Raw genomic sequence first — 19,504 nt, forward strand, 5'->3', positions numbered from 1 at the left:
CGCTTCCACCACGAGTGATGTCACGCCGCGGCTCCCAGGCGGTCCAGCACCAGGCGCGCGGTCTCGGTGGGCGTGCTGCCGACCCGTACCCCGACCGCCTCCAGCGCCTCCTTCTTCGCGGCTGCCGTGCCGGACGAGCCGGACACGATCGCTCCCGCGTGGCCCATCGTCTTGCCCTCGGGTGCGGTGAACCCGGCGATGTAGCCGACGACCGGCTTCGTGACGTGGTCGCGGACGTACGCGGCCGCGCGCTCCTCCGCGTCGCCGCCGATCTCGCCGATGAGGACGATGAGTTCGGTGTCGGGGTCGTCCTGGAAGGCGGCCAGGCAGTCGATGTGGGTCGTGCCGACGACAGGGTCGCCGCCGATGCCGACGCAGGTGGAGAAGCCGATGTCGCGGAGCTCGTACATCAGTTGGTAGGTGAGCGTGCCGGACTTGGAGACCAGCCCGACGCGGCCGGGCTTGGTGATGTCGGGCGGGATGATGCCCGCGTTGGACTGGCCGGGGGTGATCAGGCCGGGGCAGTTGGGGCCGATGACGCGGGTGCCGCGCGCCTTCGCGTACGAGGTGAAGGCGACGGAGTCGTGGACCGGGATGCCCTCCGTGATCACGACGGCGAGTCCGATGCCGGCGTCGGCTGCCTCGACGACGGCCGCCCTGGCGAAGGCGGGCGGCACGAAGACGACACTCACGTCGGCGCCGGTCGCCCGGATGCCGTCGGCGACCGAGCCGAAGACGGGGACGGCACGGTCGTCGAAGTCGACGGTGCGCCCCGCCTTGCGCGGGTTGACCCCGCCGACGACGTTCGTGCCCGCGGCGAGCATGCGCCGGGTGTGCTTCATGCCCTCGCCGCCGGTCATGCCCTGGACGAGGACCTTGCTCTCCTTGGTGAGGTAGATGGCCATGTCGTCATGTCTCCTCAGGCTGTGGCGGCGGCGAGTTGGGCGGCCCGCAGCGCGGCGCCGTCCATGGTGGTGGCCTGCTGGACCAGGGGATGGGCACGGCCGTCGAGGATGGCGCGCCCGCGGGCGGCGTTGTTGCCGTCGAGGCGGACGACGAGCGGCTTGGTCAACTGCACGCTGTCCAGGGCCTGCACGATGCCGTCGGCTACCGCGTCGCACGCGGTGATCCCGCCGAAGACGTTGACGAAGACGGACTTCACGGCCGGGTCGGAGAGGATGACCGACAGCCCGTCGGCCATGATCTGGGCCGACGCCCCGCCGCCGATGTCGAGGAAGTTGGCGGGCCGGGCGCCGCAGCCCGCGACGACGTCGAGGGTCGACATGACGAGTCCGGCGCCGTTGCCGATGATGCCGACCTCGCCGTCGAGCTTGACGTAGTTGAGGCCCTTTGCGGCGGCCGCCGCCTCCAGAGCGTCGTCGTGCTCCACACCGTCGGCGCCCCAGCGCGTCTGCCGGAAGCGGGCGTTGTCGTCGAGGGTGACCTTGCCGTCGAGGGCGAGGATCTGCCCCTGCGCGGTGCGGACGAGCGGGTTGACCTCGACGAGCAGGGCGTCCTCGCGAACCAGCACCTCCCAGAGTCGTACCAGCACGTCGACGCTCTGCGGCGGCAGTCCCGCCGCCTCTGCGATCTCGCCCGCCTTCGCGGAGGTGACGCCCGCGGCCGGGTCGACGGGGATACGGGCCACAGCCTCGGGCCGACTGGCGGCGACCTCCTCGATCTCCATGCCGCCTTCGGCCGAGGCGATGGCGAGGAAGCCGCCCGCCGCACGGTCGAGCACGTAGGACACGTAGAACTCGGTCTCGATGTCGACGGGTTGGGCCAGCATCACCTTGCCGACGGTGTGTCCCTTGATGTCCATGCCGAGGATCTGGCGTGCCGTGATCTCGGCGGCCGCGGGGTCGGCGGCGAGCTTCACACCGCCCGCCTTGCCCCGACCACCGACCTTCACCTGCGCCTTCAGCACGACCCGGCCGCCGAGCCGGCGCGCGATCTCGCGGGCTTCCTTGGGTGAGTCCGTCACCTCTGCCCGCGGCACCAAGATGCCGTGTTCCTCGAAGAGTTGCCTTGCCTGGTGTTCGTACAGGTCCATTCCGGCTCCTGACTCAAAAGTGCCGCACGCCCCCTGGACACCACCCACCGGATGCGGGATAACAAGGTTCATACAGTATTCGTCGACTGTATGCAATGTACCGCGACATCCGTTCCACCCCCCTACGAAGGGACAGGACTTCGCCATGCCCGACGACACCCAGGACGTCATTTCCGGTGGTCATCTCGTTGCCAAGGCGCTGAAGGCCGAGGGGGTCGACCGCATCTACACCCTGTGCGGCGGCCACATCATCGACATCTACGACGGCTGCGTCGACGAGGGCATCGAGGTCGTCGACGTCCGTCACGAGCAGGTCGCCGCCCACGCCGCCGACGGTTACGCCCGCATCACCGGCAAGCCCGGCTGCGCGGTCGTCACCGCGGGTCCCGGCACCACCGACGCCGTCACCGGTGTCGCCAACGCCTTCCGCGCCGAGTCACCGATGCTGCTCATCGGCGGCCAGGGAGCCCTCACCCAGCACAAGATGGGGTCCCTCCAGGACCTGCCCCACGTCGACATGATGACGCCGATCACCAAGTTCGCGGCGGCCGTGCCGGACACGGCGCGCGCGGCGGACATGGTGTCGATGGCGTTCCGCGAGTGCTATCACGGCGCGCCCGGTCCCTCCTTCCTGGAGATCCCACGCGACGTCCTCGACGCCAAGGTGCCGGTGAGCCGGGCGCGCGTGCCCAAGGAGGGCGCCTACCGCGCCTCCACCCGCTCCCCCGGCGACCCCGAGGCCATCGAGCAGCTCGCCGACCTGCTGGTCCACGCGGAGAAGCCCGCCATCCTGCTCGGCAGCCAGGTGTGGACGACGCGCGGCACCGAGGCGGCCATCGAGCTCGTGCGCACCCTCAACATCCCCGCCTACATGAACGGCGCCGGCCGCGGCACGCTCCCTCCCGGCGACCCGCACCACTTCCAGCTGTCACGCCGGTACGCCTTCTCCAACGCGGACGTCATCGTCATCGTCGGCACACCCTTCGACTTCCGCATGGGCTACGGCAAGCGGCTCTCCCCGGACGCGACCGTCGTGCAGATCGACCTCGACTACCGCACCGTCGGCAAGAACCGCGACATCGACCTCGGGATCGTGGGCGACGCCGGGCTGGTGCTGAAGTCGGTGACCGAGGCCGCCTCCGGGCGCGTCAACGGCGGTGCGTCGAGGCGCAAGGAGTGGCTCGACGAGCTGCGCGCCGCCGAGCAGACCGCTCTGGAGAAGCGGTTGCCGAGCCTGCGGTCGGACGCCTCTCCGATCCACCCGTACCGGCTGGTCAGCGAGATCAACGACTTCCTCACCGAGGACTCGATCTACATCGGCGACGGCGGCGACATCGTCACCTTCTCCGGTCAGGTCGTGCAGCCCAAGTCGCCCGGGCACTGGATGGACCCGGGACCGCTGGGCACGCTCGGCGTCGGGGTGCCGTTCGTGCTCGCGGCCAAGCAGGCGCGGCCCGACAAGGAGGTCGTCGCGCTCTTCGGCGACGGCGCGTTCTCCCTCACCGGCTGGGACTTCGAGACGCTCGTCCGCTACAACCTCCCCTTCGTCGGCATCGTCGGCAACAACTCCTCCATGAACCAGATCCGCTACGGCCAGGCCCAGAAGTACGGCCAGGAGCGCGAGCGGATCGGCAACACCCTCGGCGACGTCCACTACGACAAGTTCGCGCAGATGCTGGGCGGTTACGGCGAAGAGGTCCGTGACCCCGCCGACATCGGCCCCGCGCTGCGGCGCGCCCGCGAGTCCGGGAAGCCGTCGCTGATCAACGTCTGGGTCGACCCGGACGCGTACGCCCCCGGAACCATGAACCAGACCATGTACAAGTGAGGTGGCCCGCATGACCGGCACGACGGGTACTCCGCCCAAGGCTCTCGAAGGCATCCGCGTCCTGGACATGACCCACGTCCAGTCCGGTCCCTCCGCGACCCAGCTGCTCGCCTGGCTCGGCGCGGACGTCGTCAAGCTGGAGGCGCCGACCGGAGACATCACGCGCAAGCAGTTGCGTGACGTCCCGGACGTCGACTCCCTCTATTTCACGATGCTCAACTGCAACAAGCGGAGCATCACCCTCAACACCAAGACCGAGCGCGGCAAGGAGATCCTCACCGAGCTGATCCGGCGTTCCGACGTCATGGTCGAGAACTTCGGACCGGGCGCGGTCGATCGGATGGGCTTCACCTGGGACCGCATACAGGAGATCAATCCGCGTATCGTCTATGCCTCCATCAAGGGGTTCGGCGACGGCCCGTACACCAACTTCAAGGCGTACGAGGTCGTCGCGCAGGCCATGGGCGGGTCGATGTCGACCACCGGTTTCGAGGACGGGCCGCCGCTGGCGACCGGGGCCCAGATCGGGGACTCGGGGACGGGTGTGCACGCCGTCGCGGGGATTCTCGCGGCTCTGTTCCAGCGCGAGAACACCGGGCGTGGGCAGCGGGTCAACGTGGCCATGCAGCACGCTGTACTCAACCTGTGCCGGGTGAAGCTGAGGGACCAGCAGCGCCTGGCACATGGGCCGCTTGCTGAATATCCGAACGAGGACTTCGGCACGGAAGTTCCCCGCTCGGGAAACGCGTCCGGCGGCGGTCAGCCCGGCTGGGCGGTCAAGTGCGCGCCGGGCGGCCCCAACGACTACGTGTACGTGATCGTGCAGCCCGTCGGCTGGAAGCCGATGAGCGAGCTGATCGGCCGGCCCGAACTCGCCGAGGACCCCGAGTGGGCGACGCCGGAGGCCAGGCTGCCCAAGCTGAACAAGATGTTCCAGCTGATCGAGGAATGGTCCTCGACGCTGCCCAAGTGGAAGGTGCTGGAGCGGCTCAACGCGCACAACATCCCGTGCGGGCCGATCCTGTCCACCAAGGAGATCATCGAGGACTCCTCGCTGGTCGCCAACGAGATGGTGGTCACCGTGCCGCACCCCGAGCGCGGCGAGTTCGTGACGGTCGGCAACCCGCTCAAGCTCTCCGACTCCCCCGTCGAGGTGTCCAGTTCACCGCTGCTGGGCGAGCACAACGAAGAGGTCTACATCGGCGAGCTCGGCCTCGGCGACGAGGAGCTGCGCCTGCTCAAGACGAACGGAGTGATCTGACGTGATGGCCGAAGACCGCGTCCTGAGGGTGCGGACGCTCCTCGACTCCGTGCGGACGGAGGGACGCACGGCGCTGACCGCGCCCGAGGGCAAGGTGATCGCCGACGCGTACGGGATCGCCGTACCGGGCGAGGAGCTCGCGACGGACGTCGACGAGGCGGTGGCGTACGCGGCGCGATTCGGCGGGCCCGTGGTGATGAAGATCGTCTCGCCGGACATCCTCCACAAGACCGACGCCGGCGGCGTGATCGTGGGTGTCGAGGGCGCGACGGACGTGCGGGCCGCGTTCCACAAGATCATCGACAACGCGCGCGCGTACAACGCGGATGCCCGTATCGAGGGCGTGCAGGTCCAGGAACTCCTCCCGCAGGGGCAGGAGGTCATCGTCGGAGCCGTCACCGACCCGACGTTCGGCAAGGTCGTGGCCTTCGGGCTCGGCGGGGTGCTCGTCGAGGTCCTCAAGGACATCACCTTCCGGCTCGCTCCCGTGACCGCCGACGAGGCGCTGTCCATGCTGGACTCGATCCGGGCCGCGGAGATCCTGCACGGGGTACGCGGCCAGGCGGCCGTGGACCGGTGGGCCATCGCCGAGCAGATCCGCCGTGTCTCACAGCTCGTCGCGGACTTCCCGGAGATAGCCGAGGTGGACCTCAACCCGGTGATCGCGACCGTGGAGGGGGCGGTCGCGGCCGACATCCGCGTGATCCTCTCCGAGGCGCCCGCGAAGCCACGCCGCCGCTACTCGCGCGACGAGATCCTCACCTCCATGCGCCGGCTGATGGAGCCGTCGTCGGTCGCCGTCATCGGCGCCTCCAACGAGCAGGGCAAGATCGGCAATTCGGTCATGCGCAACCTCATCGACGGTGGTTTCGCCGGGGACATCCATCCGGTGAACCCCAAGGCCGATGACATTCTGGGCCGCAAGGCGTACAAGAGTGTCACGGACGTTCCCGGTGAGGTGGATGTGGCGGTCTTCGCTATCCCCGCCAAGTTCGTGGCCTCGGCCCTGGAGGAGGTGGGACGCAAGAAGATCCCGAACGCCGTACTGATCCCCTCCGGGTTCGCGGAGACCGGCGAGCACGAACTCCAGGCGGAGATCGTGGAGATCGCCGAGCGGCACGGCGTCCGGCTGCTCGGGCCGAACATCTACGGCTACTACTCGACCTGGCAGGACCTGTGTGCCACGTTCTGCACGCCGTACGACGTCAAGGGCGGGGTGGCGCTGACGTCGCAGTCCGGCGGCATCGGGATGGCCATCCTGGGCTTCGCGCGGACGACCAAGACGGGCGTCTCGGCGATCGTGGGCCTCGGCAACAAGTCGGACCTGGACGAGGACGACCTGCTGACCTGGTTCGGTGAGGATCCGCACACCGAGTGCATCGCCATGCACCTGGAGGACATCAAGGACGGGCGTGCCTTCGTCGAGGCCGCGCGGGCGACCGTACCGAAGAAGCCGGTCGTGGTGCTGAAGGCGGGACGTACGGCGGCGGGCGCGAAGGCGGCAGGCTCGCACACGGGTGCCCTGGCCGGTGACGACGCCGTGTACGAGGACATCCTGAAGCAGGCCGGCGTCATCCGGGCGCCGGGGCTGAACGAAATGCTGGAGTACGCACGCGCGTTGCCGGTGCTTCCCGCCCCCAAGGGCGACAACATCGTGATCATCACGGGGGCCGGCGGCAGCGGCGTACTGCTGTCGGACGCCGTGACCGACAACGGCCTGTCCCTGATGGAGATCCCGCCGGACCTGGACGAGGCGTTCCGGAAGTTCATCCCGCCCTTCGGGGCCGCGGGCAACCCGGTGGACATCACGGGCGGCGAGCCGCCGTCGACGTACGAGGCGACGATCCGGCTCGGTCTGGAGGATCCGCGCATCCACGCGCTGGTCCTGGGCTACTGGCACACGATCGTCACTCCCCCGATGGTCTTCGCGGAGCTCACCGCGCGCGTGGTGGCCGAATTCCGCGAGCGCGGCATCGAGAAGCCCGTGGTCGCGTCGCTCGCGGGCGACGTCGAGGTCGAGGATGCCTGCCAGTACCTGTACGAGCGGGGGGTCGTGGCGTACCCGTACACGACCGAGAAGCCGGTGGCCGTGCTCGGCGCGAAGTACCGCTGGGCCCGGGCGGCGGGGGTGTTGGGGGGCGGTTCATGAGGTGAGTGGGCGCGGGTCGGCCGACGGTGCGCGTCGGCCGGCCCCGGGACCCGTGCGCACACGAAAGGCATTGGACAGGGGGCGCTGGCCAGAACTTTCGACGCAAGGGGTGCAACTAACGTGACAACTACCGATGTTCCACGGGTCGCCGCCTATCGGGAGGTGACCGACAAGAACGGACGCGTCTATCGCGTCGGTGAGTCCGACATCGACATCATGGGGCGCAAACGCAAGTGGATGGTGATCCTGCCCTGGGTCGGCATGATGGGCATCTCCTCCGCCGAGTACGCGTTCGCGTCGGCAGAGGACACCCTGCACACCGCGCACAGCTGGAACAGCATGCACATCTTCTGGATGATGACCGTCTGGGTCTTCTTCCAGGCCGCGGTGGCCTTCCCCGCGGGCAAGCTGCGGGAGAGCGGAAAGCTGCCGGCCCGCTGGGCGATGATGTGCGGCGCGACGGGCACCTTGCTGGGCTACCTGTCGCTGGCGTTCGCGCCGCATGTCGTCTTCGCCTACATCGGCTTCAGCATGTTCAGCGGCATGGGCGCGGGCATGGTGTACGCCACCTGCGTCAACATGGTCGGCAAGTGGTATCCGGAGCGCAAGGGCGGCAAGACCGGCTTCGTCAACGGCGGTTTCGCCTACGGATCGGTGCCGTTCGTCTTCCTCTTCAACGGCTACATGGACCTGACCAACTTCCGCTGGGTGCTGGTCTCGGTGGGCGTGTTCCTGGCCGGGATCGTCGCCTGCTCCGGCTACTTCTTCAGGGACCCGCCGAAGAACTGGTGGCCGTCCGCGATCGACCCGCTCAACCCGCCGAACGACCCGCGCGCGGCCCGCTCGATGCGGATGAACCCGCCGGCGGTCCGCCAGTACTCCCCCAAGGAGGCGTGGAAGACCGGCCGGGTGGCTCTGATGTGGTTCTGTCTGGCCTGCACGTCCGGCGTGAACATCTTCGGTATCGCCTTCCAGGTGGACATCGGCGAGGAGGCCGGATTCGCGGGCGGGATCGTCGCCACGGCCATGTCCCTGAAGGCGATCGTCAACGGCACCGGCCGCGGTGTCATCGGCTGGCTCTCCGACCTCTACGGCCGCAAACGGTGCCTGCTCGTCGTGTGCGTCATCCTGGGCCTCTCCCAGTACGGCATCCTCTGGTCGGCGGAGGCCAAGAACCTTCCGCTGTTCCTGATCTTCTCCTCGATCTCCGGCTTCGGCGGCGGCGCGATCTTCCCGATGTTCGCCGCGCTCACCGCCGACTACTTCGGCGAGAACAACAACGCGTCCAACTACGGCATGGTCTACAGCGCCAAGCTCGTCTCGGGTCTGGGCGCGGGCATGGGTGCCGTCGTCGTCGGCGCCTGGGGACACTCCGGTGCCTTCATCCTGGCCGGCTCCATCTCGCTCTTCGCCGGGTGCGTCGCGGTGTTCCTCAGCCCACCGGGACGCGACAAGGAAACGCGCATCGCCGCCAACCCCCAACCGCTCGGCGAGGACACGGCCTGACATGACGGCAGATCCGTACGCAGCAAGCGATTCGTCCGCACCATCCGACGCCGCACACCGTCCCTACCGTGAGGTGACCGACGCGCGCGGGCGCGTCTACCGGGTCGGCGAGACCGACCGCGACATCCTCGGCCACTCCCGCAAGATCATGGTGTATCTCCCGTGGATCGCCATGATGGCCATCAGCGTCTTCGAATACGCGTACGGCTCTGCGGAGGACACCCTGTCCCAGGCGCATGGCTGGACGCAGAGCAACACGTTCTGGATTCTCAGTGTCTGGGTGTTCTTCCAGGCCGGTGTCGCCTTCCCGGCGGGCTGGCTGCGGGAGAAGGGCATCCTGACGGCCCGCACGGCCATGTACATCGGCTCCGGCCTGTGCCTGCTGGGGTTCCTCGCCCTGTCGCACCTGGACAACGTCTGGCTCGCGATCCTCGGCTTCGGCGTCATCGGCGGCATCGGCGCCGGCCTGATCTACGCGACCTGCATCAACATGGTCGGCAAGTGGTTCCCCGAGCGGCGCGGCGCCCGGACCGGGTTCGTCAATGGCGGGTTCGCGTACGGATCGCTGCCGTTCATCTTCATCTTCAACTACGGGTTCGACACCGCGAACTACCACCGGGTGCTGGACCTGATCGGCTGCTACATCATGATCGTCGTCGTGGGATGCGCGTTCTTCTTCAAGGACCCCCCGAAGAACTGGTGGCCCGCGCAGGTCGATCCGCTGACGTACTCGGGCGACCCGAAGAACGCGACGAGCCTCGCCAAGAACCCCCCGGCGGTGAAGCAGTACACGCCGAAGGAAGCCATCAGGACCGGCATGCTGCCCCTGATGTGGCTGTCCGTCGTCCTGACCGCCGGGGTGTCGATCTTCGGTATCTCCTTCCAGGTCGACTACGCCAAGGAGGTGGGCTTCGGCCCGCTGGTCGCGGCGTCGTCGATGGGCTTGATGGCGGTCATCAACGGCATCGGCCGCGGTGTCGTGGGCTGGTTGTCCGACCGGTGGGGCCGCAGGTCGACGCTGGTGTTCGTGATCGTCGTGCTGGGCCTCGCCCAGTTCGGTGTGATCTGGGCGGGCGACCTCAGGAGTGAGTGGCTGTTCCTGTTCTTCGCCTTCCTCTCCGGCTTCGGCGGCGGCGCGTTCTACCCGCTGTTCGCGGCGCTCACCCCGGACTACTTCGGGGAGAACTACAACGCCACCAACTACGGCCTGGTCTACAGCGGCAAGCTGATCAGCGGCCTGTTCGGCGGCGGTCTGGGCTCCATGGTGGTCGCGGCCTGGGGCTATGACGGCGCGTACGCGCTGGCCGGTGGCGTGTCGTTGGTGGCGGCGGCGATCGCGCTGCTGCTGCGACAGCCGGGCCGTAGCGTGGCAGCCCCACGTCCCGCGCGCTGACGGGTCGCGCATGTGAGGAGGCCCTCCCCGGAGCGGGGAGGGCCTCCTCATGTCCGTGCGCGGACCGTCAGCACTTCTCCCGCAGCGAGTGCAGGTGCTGGCTCGAACGGCGTGCGAACGTCAAGGACTCCGTCGGATTGTCGTGTTCCGCCTGCCAGTGGTGGGCGAACCGCTGTCCGCGCAGCTTGGTCACAGCGGAGATGAACCGCTTGTAGTCGATGTCGCCGTCGCCGACGTCGACCATGTCGTAGCCATACTGGTTGGTCGGGTCGCTCACACCGTCCTTGACGTGGAACAGGGGGTAGCGGTGCGGCTGCTTCCGTACGTAGTCCAACGGCTCGAAGGGGGCGGCTGATCCGTCGGGCCGCTTCGAGAACCGGAACTGGCCCGAGTACGCCCAGAAGATGTCCATCTCCAGGTAGACGAGGTCGGGGTCGGTCTCGGCGAGCAGCACGTCGTAGAGGCGGACCCTGGGGTTGTCGGTGGCGAAGGAGAACTCCTCGGAATGGTTGTGCTGGTAGAACTTCATCCCGCGCGCCTTGGCCGCCGCGCCGTAGGTGTTGAACTCCTCGGCCGCACGCTTCCAGGCGTCGACGGTGGAGCCGTAGCGGAACGGCCCGGAGGCGGTTCCTATGTGCTTGAGGCCGAGGGCCTGGGCGTCGTCGAGGACCTTGGTGAGGTTCTGGGCGAAGGTGTAGGCGCCCGGATCGTTGGAGTAGTAGCCGACGTGGCTGCCGATCGGGTTCAGGCCATGGCTCCGGGCCAGCCGCTTCAGCTGCGCGAGGGTGATCGGGCCTGCCGAGCCCTGGGTGTATCCGGCGAACTCGACCTCGTCGTAGCCGTATTTCTCCAACTCGGCGAAGACGGGGGCGAAGCCGAGCGTGGAGACCTTGTCGCGCAGGCTGTATAGCTGAATGCCGAGGCGGCCGGGTGGGAGGACGGGGCGGCCACGGCCGGCGCCGCGGGAGGACGCGTCGGAGGCGGACGTGCCGGTGCCGGGAGCGGACGTGGTGCCGGGGGCGGCGGTCGCGGTGGCTGCGGCGGCCCCCAGCAGGGCGGCGGCCGTGGTGCCCGCAGCCACGCCGAGCATGCCTCGTCTGCTGAGGCGGTGAGTGAGTTCGGGATCCGTCTGGGAAAAGCGGCTCATGCCTGGAACTCCCTGTGATCGAAGGCCGTTGTCAGTGGTGAGTGCTTCACTTGTGATCTGTCGGACTGAGCGGGCTGACCACTCAGCCGAGACCGGCGAGTTGGAGCAGCAGTGACTTCACATCGGTGGCCGCGACGCGGTCGCCGACAGCGCGGGGGGTGGAGCAGATGAGGAGCGGACCGTCGTCGTCGCTCACGGGAATGCGGCCATGGCTGCCGCGAATAGGTGAGGGATCCAGCGGCACGACCGCCATGCGGTAACGCATGCCGAGTTTCTTGCGGGCGAGCGCGGTCGCGGCCTTGACCTTGACGTAGGGGTCGAGGGGATCCATGAAGAGTTCGACCGGGTCGTAGCCGGGTTTGCGATGGATCTCGACGAGTCGCGCGAAGTCGGGCGCGCGGGCGTCGTCCAGCCAGTAGTAGTACGTGAACCAGGCGTCTGGCTCCGCGACGGCGACAAGCTCGCCGGAGCGCGGATGGTCGAGATGGTGGGCCTTCTTGCCCTCGTCGTCGAGGAGTTGCTCGATGCCGGGTAGTCCGTCCAGTGCGGCCCGGGTCGCGTCGAGGTCTTCCGGCCGGCGTACGTAGACGTGGGCGATCTGATGGTCGGCGACCGCGAAGGCACGTGACGCCATCGGGTCGAGGTACTCCATGCCGTCCTGGGTGTGCACTTCCAGCAGGCCTGCCCGCCGCAGGGCGCGGTTGATGTCGACGGGACGGCTCACGCGGGTGATGCCGTACTCGGACAGCGCGACGACGGTACGGCCCTCGGCGCGTGCGTCGTCCAGCAGCGGGGCCATGGCGCCGTCCAGCTCGGCGGCCGCTTCGAGCGAGCGCGGGTCGTCTGGACCGAAGCGCTGTAGGTCGTAGTCGAGATGAGGGAGGTAGCACAGGGTCAGGTCGGGGTGGCGCGTGCGCATGATGTGGCGCGTGGCGTCGATGATCCAGCGGCTGGAGACGAGGTCGGCGCCGGGACCCCAGAAATGGAAGAGCGGGAAGGTGCCCAGCTTCTCGGTGAGTTCGTCGTGCAGGTCGGGCGGCCGGGTGTAGCAGTCGGGCTCCTTGCGCCCGTCGGAGTAGTAGATCGGGCGGGGGGTGACGGTGATGTCGGTGTCGGCGCCCATGGCGTACCACCAGCAGATGTTGGCGACGGTGTAGCCGGGGTGCGCGCGGCGGGCGGCGTCCCAGAGTCTGTCGCCGGCGACCAGTCCGTTGTGCTGGCGCCACAGGAGTACGTCGCCGAGGTCACGGAAGTACCAGCCGTTGCCGACGATGCCGTGCTCCGAAGGGTGGGTGCCGGTGAGGAAGGTGGACTGGGCGGCGCAGGTGACGGCGGGCAGGACGGTGCCGAGCGGCGCCCGGGAGCCGGACTGGGCGAGGCGCTTGAGGTGCGGCATGTGGTCGAGGAGACGGGGGGTGAGACCGACGACGTCGAGGACGAGGAGAGGGGTGGGCCGGCGCCCGGCGGTGGCATCGGCTCGCAAGCCTGGGCGACCGCGCGGCGCGGCGGCCGGGACTACCGGATCCGGTTGCTCGGTCATGGCAGCTCCTTCAGTCCGAGGTCCGTCAACAGATCGCGGGCGAGGGTGAGTTCGGCGGCGATGCCGTCGGCGAGCCGGCTGCGGGCGCGGGGCCGCAGCTCGGCCGGTAGCGCCTGCCAGGTGTAGGTCTCGACCTCGAGGTGGCGGGTGAGGGGACGCGGGCCGCCGACGAGCCGGGTCAGTGCGGACTGGAGGACGGAGAGTGTGGAGGTGAGCGGCGCGGCGGGTGCCGCGTGGAGTGGGACGTGGAAGTGGGCCCGCCACGGAGAGGCGTCGGGCAGGGCGTCGCCCTTGAGCGCCTCGCCGAGGTCGTCGGTGCCGCGCAGCCCGGCGGCGACGGGGGGCCCGCCGGCGGTGAGGGCCCCTCCCCTTCGGCCGGAGTCGGGAGGGGGGCAGGTGCGGGTCTGGTGCAGGAAGCGGGGTTCGTCGAAGGCGGCGAGAGCCTCGCGGACGTCGGGGAGATGGGGGTGTTCGGCATGCAGGGCGGCTGAGAGCTGGGACTTGACGACAGGGACGCGGGCTTCGGCCAGCGCGTCCAGGGCGGTGTGCGGATCTTCGAAGGAAGTGGCGAGGTGGCAGGTGTCTACGCAGATGCCGATGCGGTCGTGGCCGATCGCCGCGAGCGGGGCGATGGCGTCGCCCGTGGTCTCGACGGTGCAGCCGGGTTCGGGTTCGAGGCCGACGCGGATGTCGCGGCCGGTCAGCTCCTCCAGGGCGTCGAGGCGTTCGGCGAGGGTGCGGAGAGCGGTACGGGCGGTCTCGGCTCGGCGCTCGTCGTAGGCGGTGCGCCAGGCGAGGGGCAGGGTGGAGATGCTGCCTTGGGTGACGTCGTCGGGGAGGAGTCCGGCGAGGACGCGGGCCAGGGCGGTGGTGTGGTCGAGGCGCTCGGGATCGGCCCAGTCCGGCTTGTAGACGCGGTACTTGACCTCTTCGGCACCAAAGCCCTCGTACGGGAAGCCGTTGAGGGTGACGACCTCAAGGCCGCGTCGGTCGAGTTCGGTGCGCAGGCCGCGCAGGGCGGACGGGTCGGAGACAAGGGCATGGGCGGCGTCCCTGGCGAGCCACAGGCCGATGCCGAGGCGGTCGCGGCCGAGCCGTCGGCGGACGGGCTCGCAGTGGTCCCGGAGCTGGGCGAGGACACCGTCGAGGGTCTCGGCCGGGTGGACGTTGGTGCAGTAGGCGAGGTGGACGGTGGAGCCGTCGGGGTGGCGGAAGCGCATGGCTCACGCCCCCGTGGCCGGTGCACCGGCCGGGTCGGCCCACTCTCTCGGTGCGCCCGCCGATTCGTCCGACTCCCTGGGTGCGTCGGCCGATTCTTGGGGGTCTCTGTCCGGGTCGGCCGATTGTTGCGGGTCTTTCGGAGCACCGCGGAGGATGGAGTTGCCCTCATGGGTCGCCTGCGGCGACGCGAAGTCGAGGTTGAGGCGGCCGCTGAGTCCGTAGAAGGCGACCGGGTTGCGCCACAGCACGAGATCGATGTCGTCCGGGTCGAAGCCTTCGGCCAGCATCAGGTCGGCGACCTTGCGGGTCTTCAGGGGATCGCTCTTGCCCCAGTCGGCGGCGGAGTTCACCAGCACTCGCTCGGTTCCGTACTCGCGGAGGATCGCGACCATCCGCTCCTCGTCCATCTTGGTGTCGGGATAGACGGAGAAGCCGAGCCAGCAGCCGCTGTCCTTGGCCTCCTTCACCGTCGTCTCGTTGAGGTGGTCGACCAGGACGTGGCCCGGGGGCAGAGCGGACTCCCGGACGACGTCGAGAGTGCGGCGCAGGCCCGCGAGCTTGTCGCGGTGCGGCGTGTGGACGAGCGCGGGCAGTTCGTGGTCGGCGGCCAGCTGGAGCTGGGCGCCGAGGGCCGTGTCCTCGGCGGGGGTCATCGAGTCATAGCCGATCTCACCGACGGCGACGACCTGGTCCTTGACGAGATAGCGGGGCAGTTCGTCGAGGACGGGGGCACAGCGCGGGTCGTTCGCCTCCTTGGGATTGAGGGCGAGCGTGCAGTGGTGGGCGATGCCGTGCTGGGCGGCCCGGAAGGGCTCCCAGCCGAGAAGGGAATCGAAGTAGTCGAGGAACGAGGCGACAGAGGTGCGGGGTTGACCGAGCCAGAAGGATGGCTCTACGACGGCGCGGATGTCGGCGGCATGCATGGCCTCGTAGTCGTCGGTGGTCCGAGACGTCATGTGGATGTGGGGGTCGAAGAGACGCATCAGGACTCCTTGCCGTCGGTGCCGCGGATGCCCCGGGGGGCCGGCGGAGTGGCTGTGGGGTCGGTCAGGGTCAGGACGCGGTGCAGGTCTTCGGGGACGGGGCGACCCGCGGCGGTGCGTTCGTCGGCGTAGTCGGCGAGCATCCGGGCGAGTTCGGCGTCGCGGTGTGCGCGGCGGTCCAGCTCGGCCACGGCGTCGACCGGCACACCGGTGAACAGGCACTTCAGGACCGCGTGGCGCCACTGGTGGGAGTCGAGGTGCCGGGCGGCGTAAGGGCCGACGGCGGCGGCGAGGAGTCGTGTGTCGTTGGTGCGCAGGGCGTCCTCGACGAGCGGGAGGGCGTCGGGGCCGGGGACGAGGTGGGGCAGCGCGTGCAGGACGGCGCGGCGTTCGGCGGCGGTGCCCTGGAAGTAGACGCGGGTGACAGCGTCCACGTCGGCGTGGGCCGCGTGCAGGATGAGAACGCGGGCGGCGTCGGCGTGCTCGGCACCACAGCGGCGGCCGGCCTCGGCGATGCGCAATTCCCAGACGGAGATGGGCCCGTGGGTGCCAGGATGCGCGGCGGCCTCGTCCAGGGCCCGGTGGAGCCAGCCGCGGGCGGCCGTACCGAGTTGGGCGGCGAGGTGGCCGCGCAGGTCGGCGGGTGCGGTGAGGGCGAGGGACAGGGGTCCGCCTCGGGTGTCCGGCGCGTGCACGGCATCTGGCCGGTCTGCGCCGCCCGTTCTGCCGGCGACGCCCCCTCGGATGTCCGAGCCGGGTCTTCCCCCGGTTCCGGCGGCCCTGGTGTCCGAGCCAGGTCTGCCCTCCTCGTCGGTTCGGCTCTCCGCGTCCGCTCTGCCTTCGACCTCGGCTCGGCTGTCGGAGCCCGCTCTGCCTTCGACCTCGGTTCGGCTGTCGGCGCCGGTTCTGGCCTCGGCGCCCGTTCGGTGCTGTCGGGTGTCCGCTCCCGGGGTCGCCGGGGTGGTGCGGGGGTGGGTCATGAGGTGCTCCCTTCAGGGGTGGCGGAGGGATCGCCATGAAGTGGGACTGGGACTGGGACTGGAGCTGGAGCTGGGACAGGGATCGGTGATCGGGCAGCCGTGGCCTCGGCGCCGCGGAGGAACGGGAGGGACAGTTCGGCGAAATGGGGGCCCGCGTGGGAGTGGCGGGGCAGTTCCACGACGGTCAGGCCCTGATAGCCGGTGGCGGAGAGGGCGGCGAGCACGGGTGGGAAGTCGATCTCGCCGTCGCCGAACGGGAGGTGCTCATGGATGCCGCGGCGCATGTCCTCGATCTGGACGTGGCGCAGCCAGGGACCGGCGGCGCGGACGCAGGCGGCGGGAGCGAGGGGTTCGAGGCATTGGCAGTGGCCGATGTCGAGGGTCAGCCCGAGGTGTTCCGGGTCGCCGAGGTACCGGCGGAGTCGGTGGAAGTCGGCGAGGGTGGAGAGGAGGTGACCGGGTTCGGGTTCGACGGCGAGAGGGATGCCGGCGGTGGTGGCGGCGTCCAGGACCGGGGTGAGTGCATCGGCGAGACGATCCCAGGCCGTGTCCGGATCGGTGCCCGCGGGCGTGCTGCCGCTGAAGCAGTGAACGGCATGAGCACCGAGGTCGGCGGCGACCCGGACGGCGCGGATCAGCAGGTCGACGCGGCGGGCACGGTCGTCCGGATCGGGGTCCAGCAGGCCGGGGCCGTGCTTGCGGCGCGGGTCGAGCACATAGCGGGCGCCCGTCTCCACGGTGACACCCAGGCCGAGCGCGTCCAGGCGTCGTGCGAGGCGGCGGGTGCGGGCGGCCAGGTCCGGCGCGAGCGGGTCGAGGTGCATGTGGTCGAGCGTCAGGCCGACGCCGTCATAGCCGAGGTCGGCGAGCAGGGCGAGGGCGTCGTCGAGACGGAGGTCGGCGAGTCCGTTGGTGCCGTAGCCGAGGCGGAGGGGGGTGCGAGGAGCGGCCGGTTCGCCGGGGTCCCGCGCCGGGCGGGGCCAAAGGCTCATGTGACGCTCACCTTCTTCGCGTACTTCCTGCCGATCGGGGCGAGCGCGGCGATGGCCAAGGCGGTGAGCCCGGATCCGGCGCGGGCCGCGAGCGCCGCCTGGAGCGGGATGGTGGCGCGGATGCCGCCGCCGACGGCTCGCTGGGTCAGGGGCGGTGAGGGGTTGAGCGCGGCGTGGGCATAGCGGCGGCCGGCGGAGGCGGCGTAGGCGGTGGCCAGCGCGATGCGCAGGGCCTCGTCGAGCGTGCGGCCGGCCCGGGCGTGCGCCGGCGTCCGGCGTGCGCCGGTGCTGGTTCCTGTGGCGGCGCCCGTGCCGGTGCCGGTAGCCGTGCCGATGCCGGTAGCCGTGCCGGTGCCGGTCGACGCGGCTCGCTCGGTGCCGCCGCTCGCGCCGCGTGCCACGAGCCGGGTGAGGACGGCCGTCACGGCGAGGGCGGCCAAGGGCGGCAGGGATGTGCCGCCCTGGGTCTCCCGGCGGGAGACGGTCGTCACGGCGAGGGTGTGGGTGCCGAGGAGGGCGGCGGAGGGCAAGGCCGCTTGCGGATGGCCGGTGGTAGCGGCGCCGAGGAGATGGTCGAGGCCACGAGCGGCGGCCATGGCCACGGGGCCGGCGGGAGTGTTCTTCAGGGCGAGGTCGTATGCCCAGACGGTGGCGGCCAGCGGGACGGCCACCGCCAGAGCGGGGCGGCCGGCCCTGGCGGCCAGTCCGAGCCCGGCGGCGGTCAGGACGCAGGCCGCGGTGAAGGCGGAGGACGGCCGGACGCGGCCGGAGGGCAGGGGGCGGTGGGGGCGTTCGGCGGCGTCCTCGGCGCGGTCCGCCCAGTCGTTGAGGGCCATGCCGGCCTCGTAGAAACAGAGGGAGGAACCGATGGCGAGCAGGGTGCGGGGATTGGGCCGGGCTCCAGCGGCGACGGCACCGCTCAGGGCGTCGCCGGGGACGGTGAAAAGGGCGGGGAGCCGGAGCAGTTCGGCCCAGGCACGGCTATGGCTATGGCTCACGGCGCTCCCCCGGAACGGGCTCGCACGGACCGACCGCCCCTGTGGCAGCCTCCTCAGCGGACTCGCGGTGACCGCCACCCCCGGCACCCCCGCCACTCCCGGCACCCCCGGCACCCCCGGCACCCCCGGCACCCCCGGCACCCCCGGCACCCCCGGCACCCCCGGCACCCCCGGCACCCCCGGCACCCCCGGCACCCCCGGCACCCCCGGCACCCCCGGCGGCAGCCTCATCCACCGGTCCGTGCTGTCCGGCGCCCCCGGCGGTTGCCCCACCCCGAGCCGCCGTCCCCCGGACGGCATCGTCGCCGCCCGCCCGGCGGAGCCTCTCCCCCAGCCCGGTCAGCGTCGCGTACTGCTCGCCCAGGCTCGCCGGTCCGTCCCCCACCGGGTCCTTGAAGTAGAAGCCGAGGTCGCCGAGCGGGCCGGTCAGGCCGGCCTCGTGGGCGCGGGCCGTGAGCCGGGCCAGGTCCAGTACCAGGGGTGCCGCGAGCGCCGAGTCGCAGCCCTGCCAGATGGTCTGGAGGACCATGCGGGTGCCGAGGAAGCCGTCGAAGGCGATGTGGTCCCAGGCGGTCTTCCAGTCGCCGAGGGCCGGGACGTCGTCGATGTGCACCTCGCCCTCGGGGACCGTGCCCAGGGTGTCGGCGAGGACGCGTTCCTTGCCGGCGTTCTTCGCCGCGGCGGCGGCCGGGTCGGCGAGGGCAGCGCCGTCGCCGCCGCCCAGCAGGTTGGTGCCGGACCAGGCCCGGACCGTCAGCGCCCGCTGCGCGAACATCGGGCCCAGCACGGCCCGCAGCAGTGTCTGTCCGGTCTTGCCGTCCCGGCCGGCGTAGGGCAGTCCGCTGCGCTCGGCCTCGCGGGCGGCGACGGGGTGGTGCATGCCCTCGGAGGGGGTGAAGTTGACGTAGGAACAGCCCGCGCGCAGGGCCGCCAGTGCGTACAGGGTGCTGGCGGGCAGCGGGGCGCCGGGCCCAGCGGACGCGGGTTCCGTGGAGGCGACGTTCACCACGACCGCCCGCTCCAGCTCATGCCGGCGCACGAAGTCGCGTATGTCGTCGGCGAAGGCCGTGATCAGTTCGGCCTCGCTTCTGGTGTCCCCCCGGGTGGGGCCGCCGGGCCTGATCTCCCGGTCGGCGGCGACGAGTTCGGCGGCGACGGCGGTGGCGATGCCGGGCGGGAGGACACCGCCGGCGGTCAGGGTCTCGGCGCGTTTGGGCAGGGGGCAGTCGAGGGTGTCGTGGCCTCCGAAGACGAGGTCGGACAGCGCGGGCAGAGCGCTGTCGGTGAACGCCGAGGTCTCGGTCACCATGCCGGTGGGCGGATGCAGTCCCGCGGTGACGGCGGCGCACCCCGTGACGACGGTGGTGGCGACGGAGCCCCGGGCTCCGATCAGCCACACCCCCACACGCGGTCGGGAGAGGGACGCGGACATGGGCAGCCTCCTGGTCGTGCG

The 19,504-nt window shown here is 70.5% G+C and carries 14 protein-coding genes and 1 pseudogene; 5 read left to right on the forward strand and 10 right to left on the reverse strand.

All coding sequences use genetic code 11. The annotated features are described in order from the left end of the window. Positions 1-20: 20 nt before the first annotated feature. Positions 21-905, reverse strand: a complete 885-nt coding sequence (sucD, locus tag ACFU95_RS07425; RefSeq protein WP_383823086.1) for a succinate--CoA ligase subunit alpha — start codon at positions 903-905, stop codon at positions 21-23. Positions 906-919: 14 nt separating this feature from the next. Next, positions 920-2,053 (reverse strand): ADP-forming succinate--CoA ligase subunit beta, encoded by a 1,134-nt coding sequence (gene sucC / locus ACFU95_RS07430; protein ID WP_383823088.1) that lies wholly within the window; start codon positions 2,051-2,053, stop codon positions 920-922. A gap of 145 nt (positions 2,054-2,198) precedes the next feature. On the opposite strand from sucC, the gene ACFU95_RS07435 reads away from it, so the two are divergent. The 5 genes from ACFU95_RS07435 (at position 2,199) to ACFU95_RS07455 (ending at position 10,190) form a co-directional block, all read left to right on the forward strand. After that, complete coding sequence (locus ACFU95_RS07435; RefSeq protein WP_383823091.1) at positions 2,199-3,881, forward strand: thiamine pyrophosphate-binding protein; 1,683 nt, start codon at positions 2,199-2,201, stop codon at positions 3,879-3,881. A 10-nt stretch (positions 3,882-3,891) separates the two neighbouring features. Beyond that, positions 3,892-5,142: a formyl-CoA transferase gene (gene frc / locus ACFU95_RS07440; protein ID WP_383823094.1), complete on the forward strand. Its 1,251-nt coding sequence runs from the start codon at positions 3,892-3,894 to the stop codon at positions 5,140-5,142. Between the two features lie 4 nt (positions 5,143-5,146). After that, positions 5,147-7,291: an acetate--CoA ligase family protein gene (locus tag ACFU95_RS07445; RefSeq protein WP_383823097.1), complete on the forward strand. Its 2,145-nt coding sequence runs from the start codon at positions 5,147-5,149 to the stop codon at positions 7,289-7,291. A 120-nt stretch (positions 7,292-7,411) separates the two neighbouring features. After that, positions 7,412-8,797 (forward strand): OFA family MFS transporter, encoded by a 1,386-nt coding sequence (locus tag ACFU95_RS07450; RefSeq protein WP_383823099.1) that lies wholly within the window; start codon positions 7,412-7,414, stop codon positions 8,795-8,797. Position 8,798: 1 nt separating this feature from the next. Continuing rightward, entirely contained in the window at positions 8,799-10,190 is a 1,392-nt protein-coding gene (locus ACFU95_RS07455; RefSeq protein WP_383823103.1) for an OFA family MFS transporter, read from the forward strand. A 67-nt stretch (positions 10,191-10,257) separates the two neighbouring features. On the opposite strand, the gene ACFU95_RS07460 is transcribed toward ACFU95_RS07455, so the two are convergent. The 8 genes and pseudogenes from ACFU95_RS07460 to ACFU95_RS07495 all read right to left on the reverse strand — a co-directional run. Next, positions 10,258-11,337 carry a sugar phosphate isomerase/epimerase family protein gene (locus tag ACFU95_RS07460; RefSeq protein WP_383823106.1) on the reverse strand — a complete coding sequence of 360 codons (1,080 nt, stop codon included), beginning with the start codon at positions 11,335-11,337 and terminating at the stop codon, positions 10,258-10,260. Positions 11,338-11,419: 82 nt separating this feature from the next. After that, positions 11,420-12,877 carry an alkaline phosphatase family protein gene (locus tag ACFU95_RS07465; protein WP_383823109.1) on the reverse strand — a complete coding sequence of 486 codons (1,458 nt, stop codon included), beginning with the start codon at positions 12,875-12,877 and terminating at the stop codon, positions 11,420-11,422. Then, positions 12,874-14,097, reverse strand: a complete 1,224-nt coding sequence (gene eboE, locus ACFU95_RS07470; RefSeq protein WP_383823112.1) for a metabolite traffic protein EboE — start codon at positions 14,095-14,097, stop codon at positions 12,874-12,876. The genes ACFU95_RS07465 and eboE overlap by 4 nt, the downstream gene beginning before the upstream one ends. A gap of 3 nt (positions 14,098-14,100) precedes the next feature. Continuing rightward, the gene (locus ACFU95_RS07475; RefSeq protein WP_383823115.1) at positions 14,101-15,081 is read right to left on the reverse strand and encodes a TatD family hydrolase; all 981 of its coding nucleotides are present in this window, start codon (positions 15,079-15,081) and stop codon (positions 14,101-14,103) included. Next, entirely contained in the window at positions 15,081-15,776 is a 696-nt protein-coding gene (locus ACFU95_RS07480; protein ID WP_383823654.1) for an EboA domain-containing protein, read from the reverse strand. The genes ACFU95_RS07475 and ACFU95_RS07480 overlap by 1 nt, the downstream gene beginning before the upstream one ends. 281 nt (positions 15,777-16,057) lie before the next feature. Then, positions 16,058-17,053, reverse strand: coding sequence for a sugar phosphate isomerase/epimerase family protein (locus ACFU95_RS07485; RefSeq protein ID WP_383823118.1), 996 nt, complete (start codon positions 17,051-17,053; stop codon positions 16,058-16,060). Then, positions 17,050-18,051, reverse strand: a complete 1,002-nt coding sequence (locus ACFU95_RS07490; RefSeq protein WP_383823120.1) for an SCO3242 family prenyltransferase — start codon at positions 18,049-18,051, stop codon at positions 17,050-17,052. Before ACFU95_RS07490 ends, ACFU95_RS07485 begins: the two co-directional genes overlap by 4 nt. A gap of 295 nt (positions 18,052-18,346) precedes the next feature. After that, positions 18,347-19,483, reverse strand: a pseudogene (locus tag ACFU95_RS07495) (inositol-3-phosphate synthase); the annotation flags it as partial. Positions 19,484-19,504: the final 21 nt, after the last annotated feature.

The organism is Streptomyces sp. NPDC057623 (assembly GCF_042800355.1).
Taxonomy (GTDB): Bacteria; Actinomycetota; Actinomycetes; order Streptomycetales; family Streptomycetaceae; genus Streptomyces.

Excerpts from the sequence above, each read along its gene's own strand:
- sucC (WP_383823088.1), bottom strand. The coding sequence starts at position 2,053 with ATGGACCTGTACGAACACCAGGCAAGGCAACTCTTCGAGGAACACGGC.
- eboE (WP_383823112.1), bottom strand. The coding sequence starts at position 14,097 with ATGCGCTTCCGCCACCCCGACGGCTCCACCGTCCACCTCGCCTACTGC.
- ACFU95_RS07435 (WP_383823091.1), top strand. The coding sequence starts at position 2,199 with ATGCCCGACGACACCCAGGACGTCATTTCCGGTGGTCATCTCGTTGCC.
- ACFU95_RS07475 (WP_383823115.1), bottom strand. The coding sequence starts at position 15,081 with ATGCGTCTCTTCGACCCCCACATCCACATGACGTCTCGGACCACCGAC.
- ACFU95_RS07455 (WP_383823103.1), top strand. The coding sequence starts at position 8,799 with ATGACGGCAGATCCGTACGCAGCAAGCGATTCGTCCGCACCATCCGAC.
- sucD (WP_383823086.1), bottom strand. The coding sequence starts at position 905 with ATGGCCATCTACCTCACCAAGGAGAGCAAGGTCCTCGTCCAGGGCATG.
- ACFU95_RS07460 (WP_383823106.1), bottom strand. The coding sequence starts at position 11,337 with ATGAGCCGCTTTTCCCAGACGGATCCCGAACTCACTCACCGCCTCAGC.
- ACFU95_RS07445 (WP_383823097.1), top strand. The coding sequence starts at position 5,147 with ATGGCCGAAGACCGCGTCCTGAGGGTGCGGACGCTCCTCGACTCCGTG.
- ACFU95_RS07465 (WP_383823109.1), bottom strand. The coding sequence starts at position 12,877 with ATGACCGAGCAACCGGATCCGGTAGTCCCGGCCGCCGCGCCGCGCGGT.
- ACFU95_RS07485 (WP_383823118.1), bottom strand. The coding sequence starts at position 17,053 with ATGAGCCTTTGGCCCCGCCCGGCGCGGGACCCCGGCGAACCGGCCGCT.
- frc (WP_383823094.1), top strand. The coding sequence starts at position 3,892 with ATGACCGGCACGACGGGTACTCCGCCCAAGGCTCTCGAAGGCATCCGC.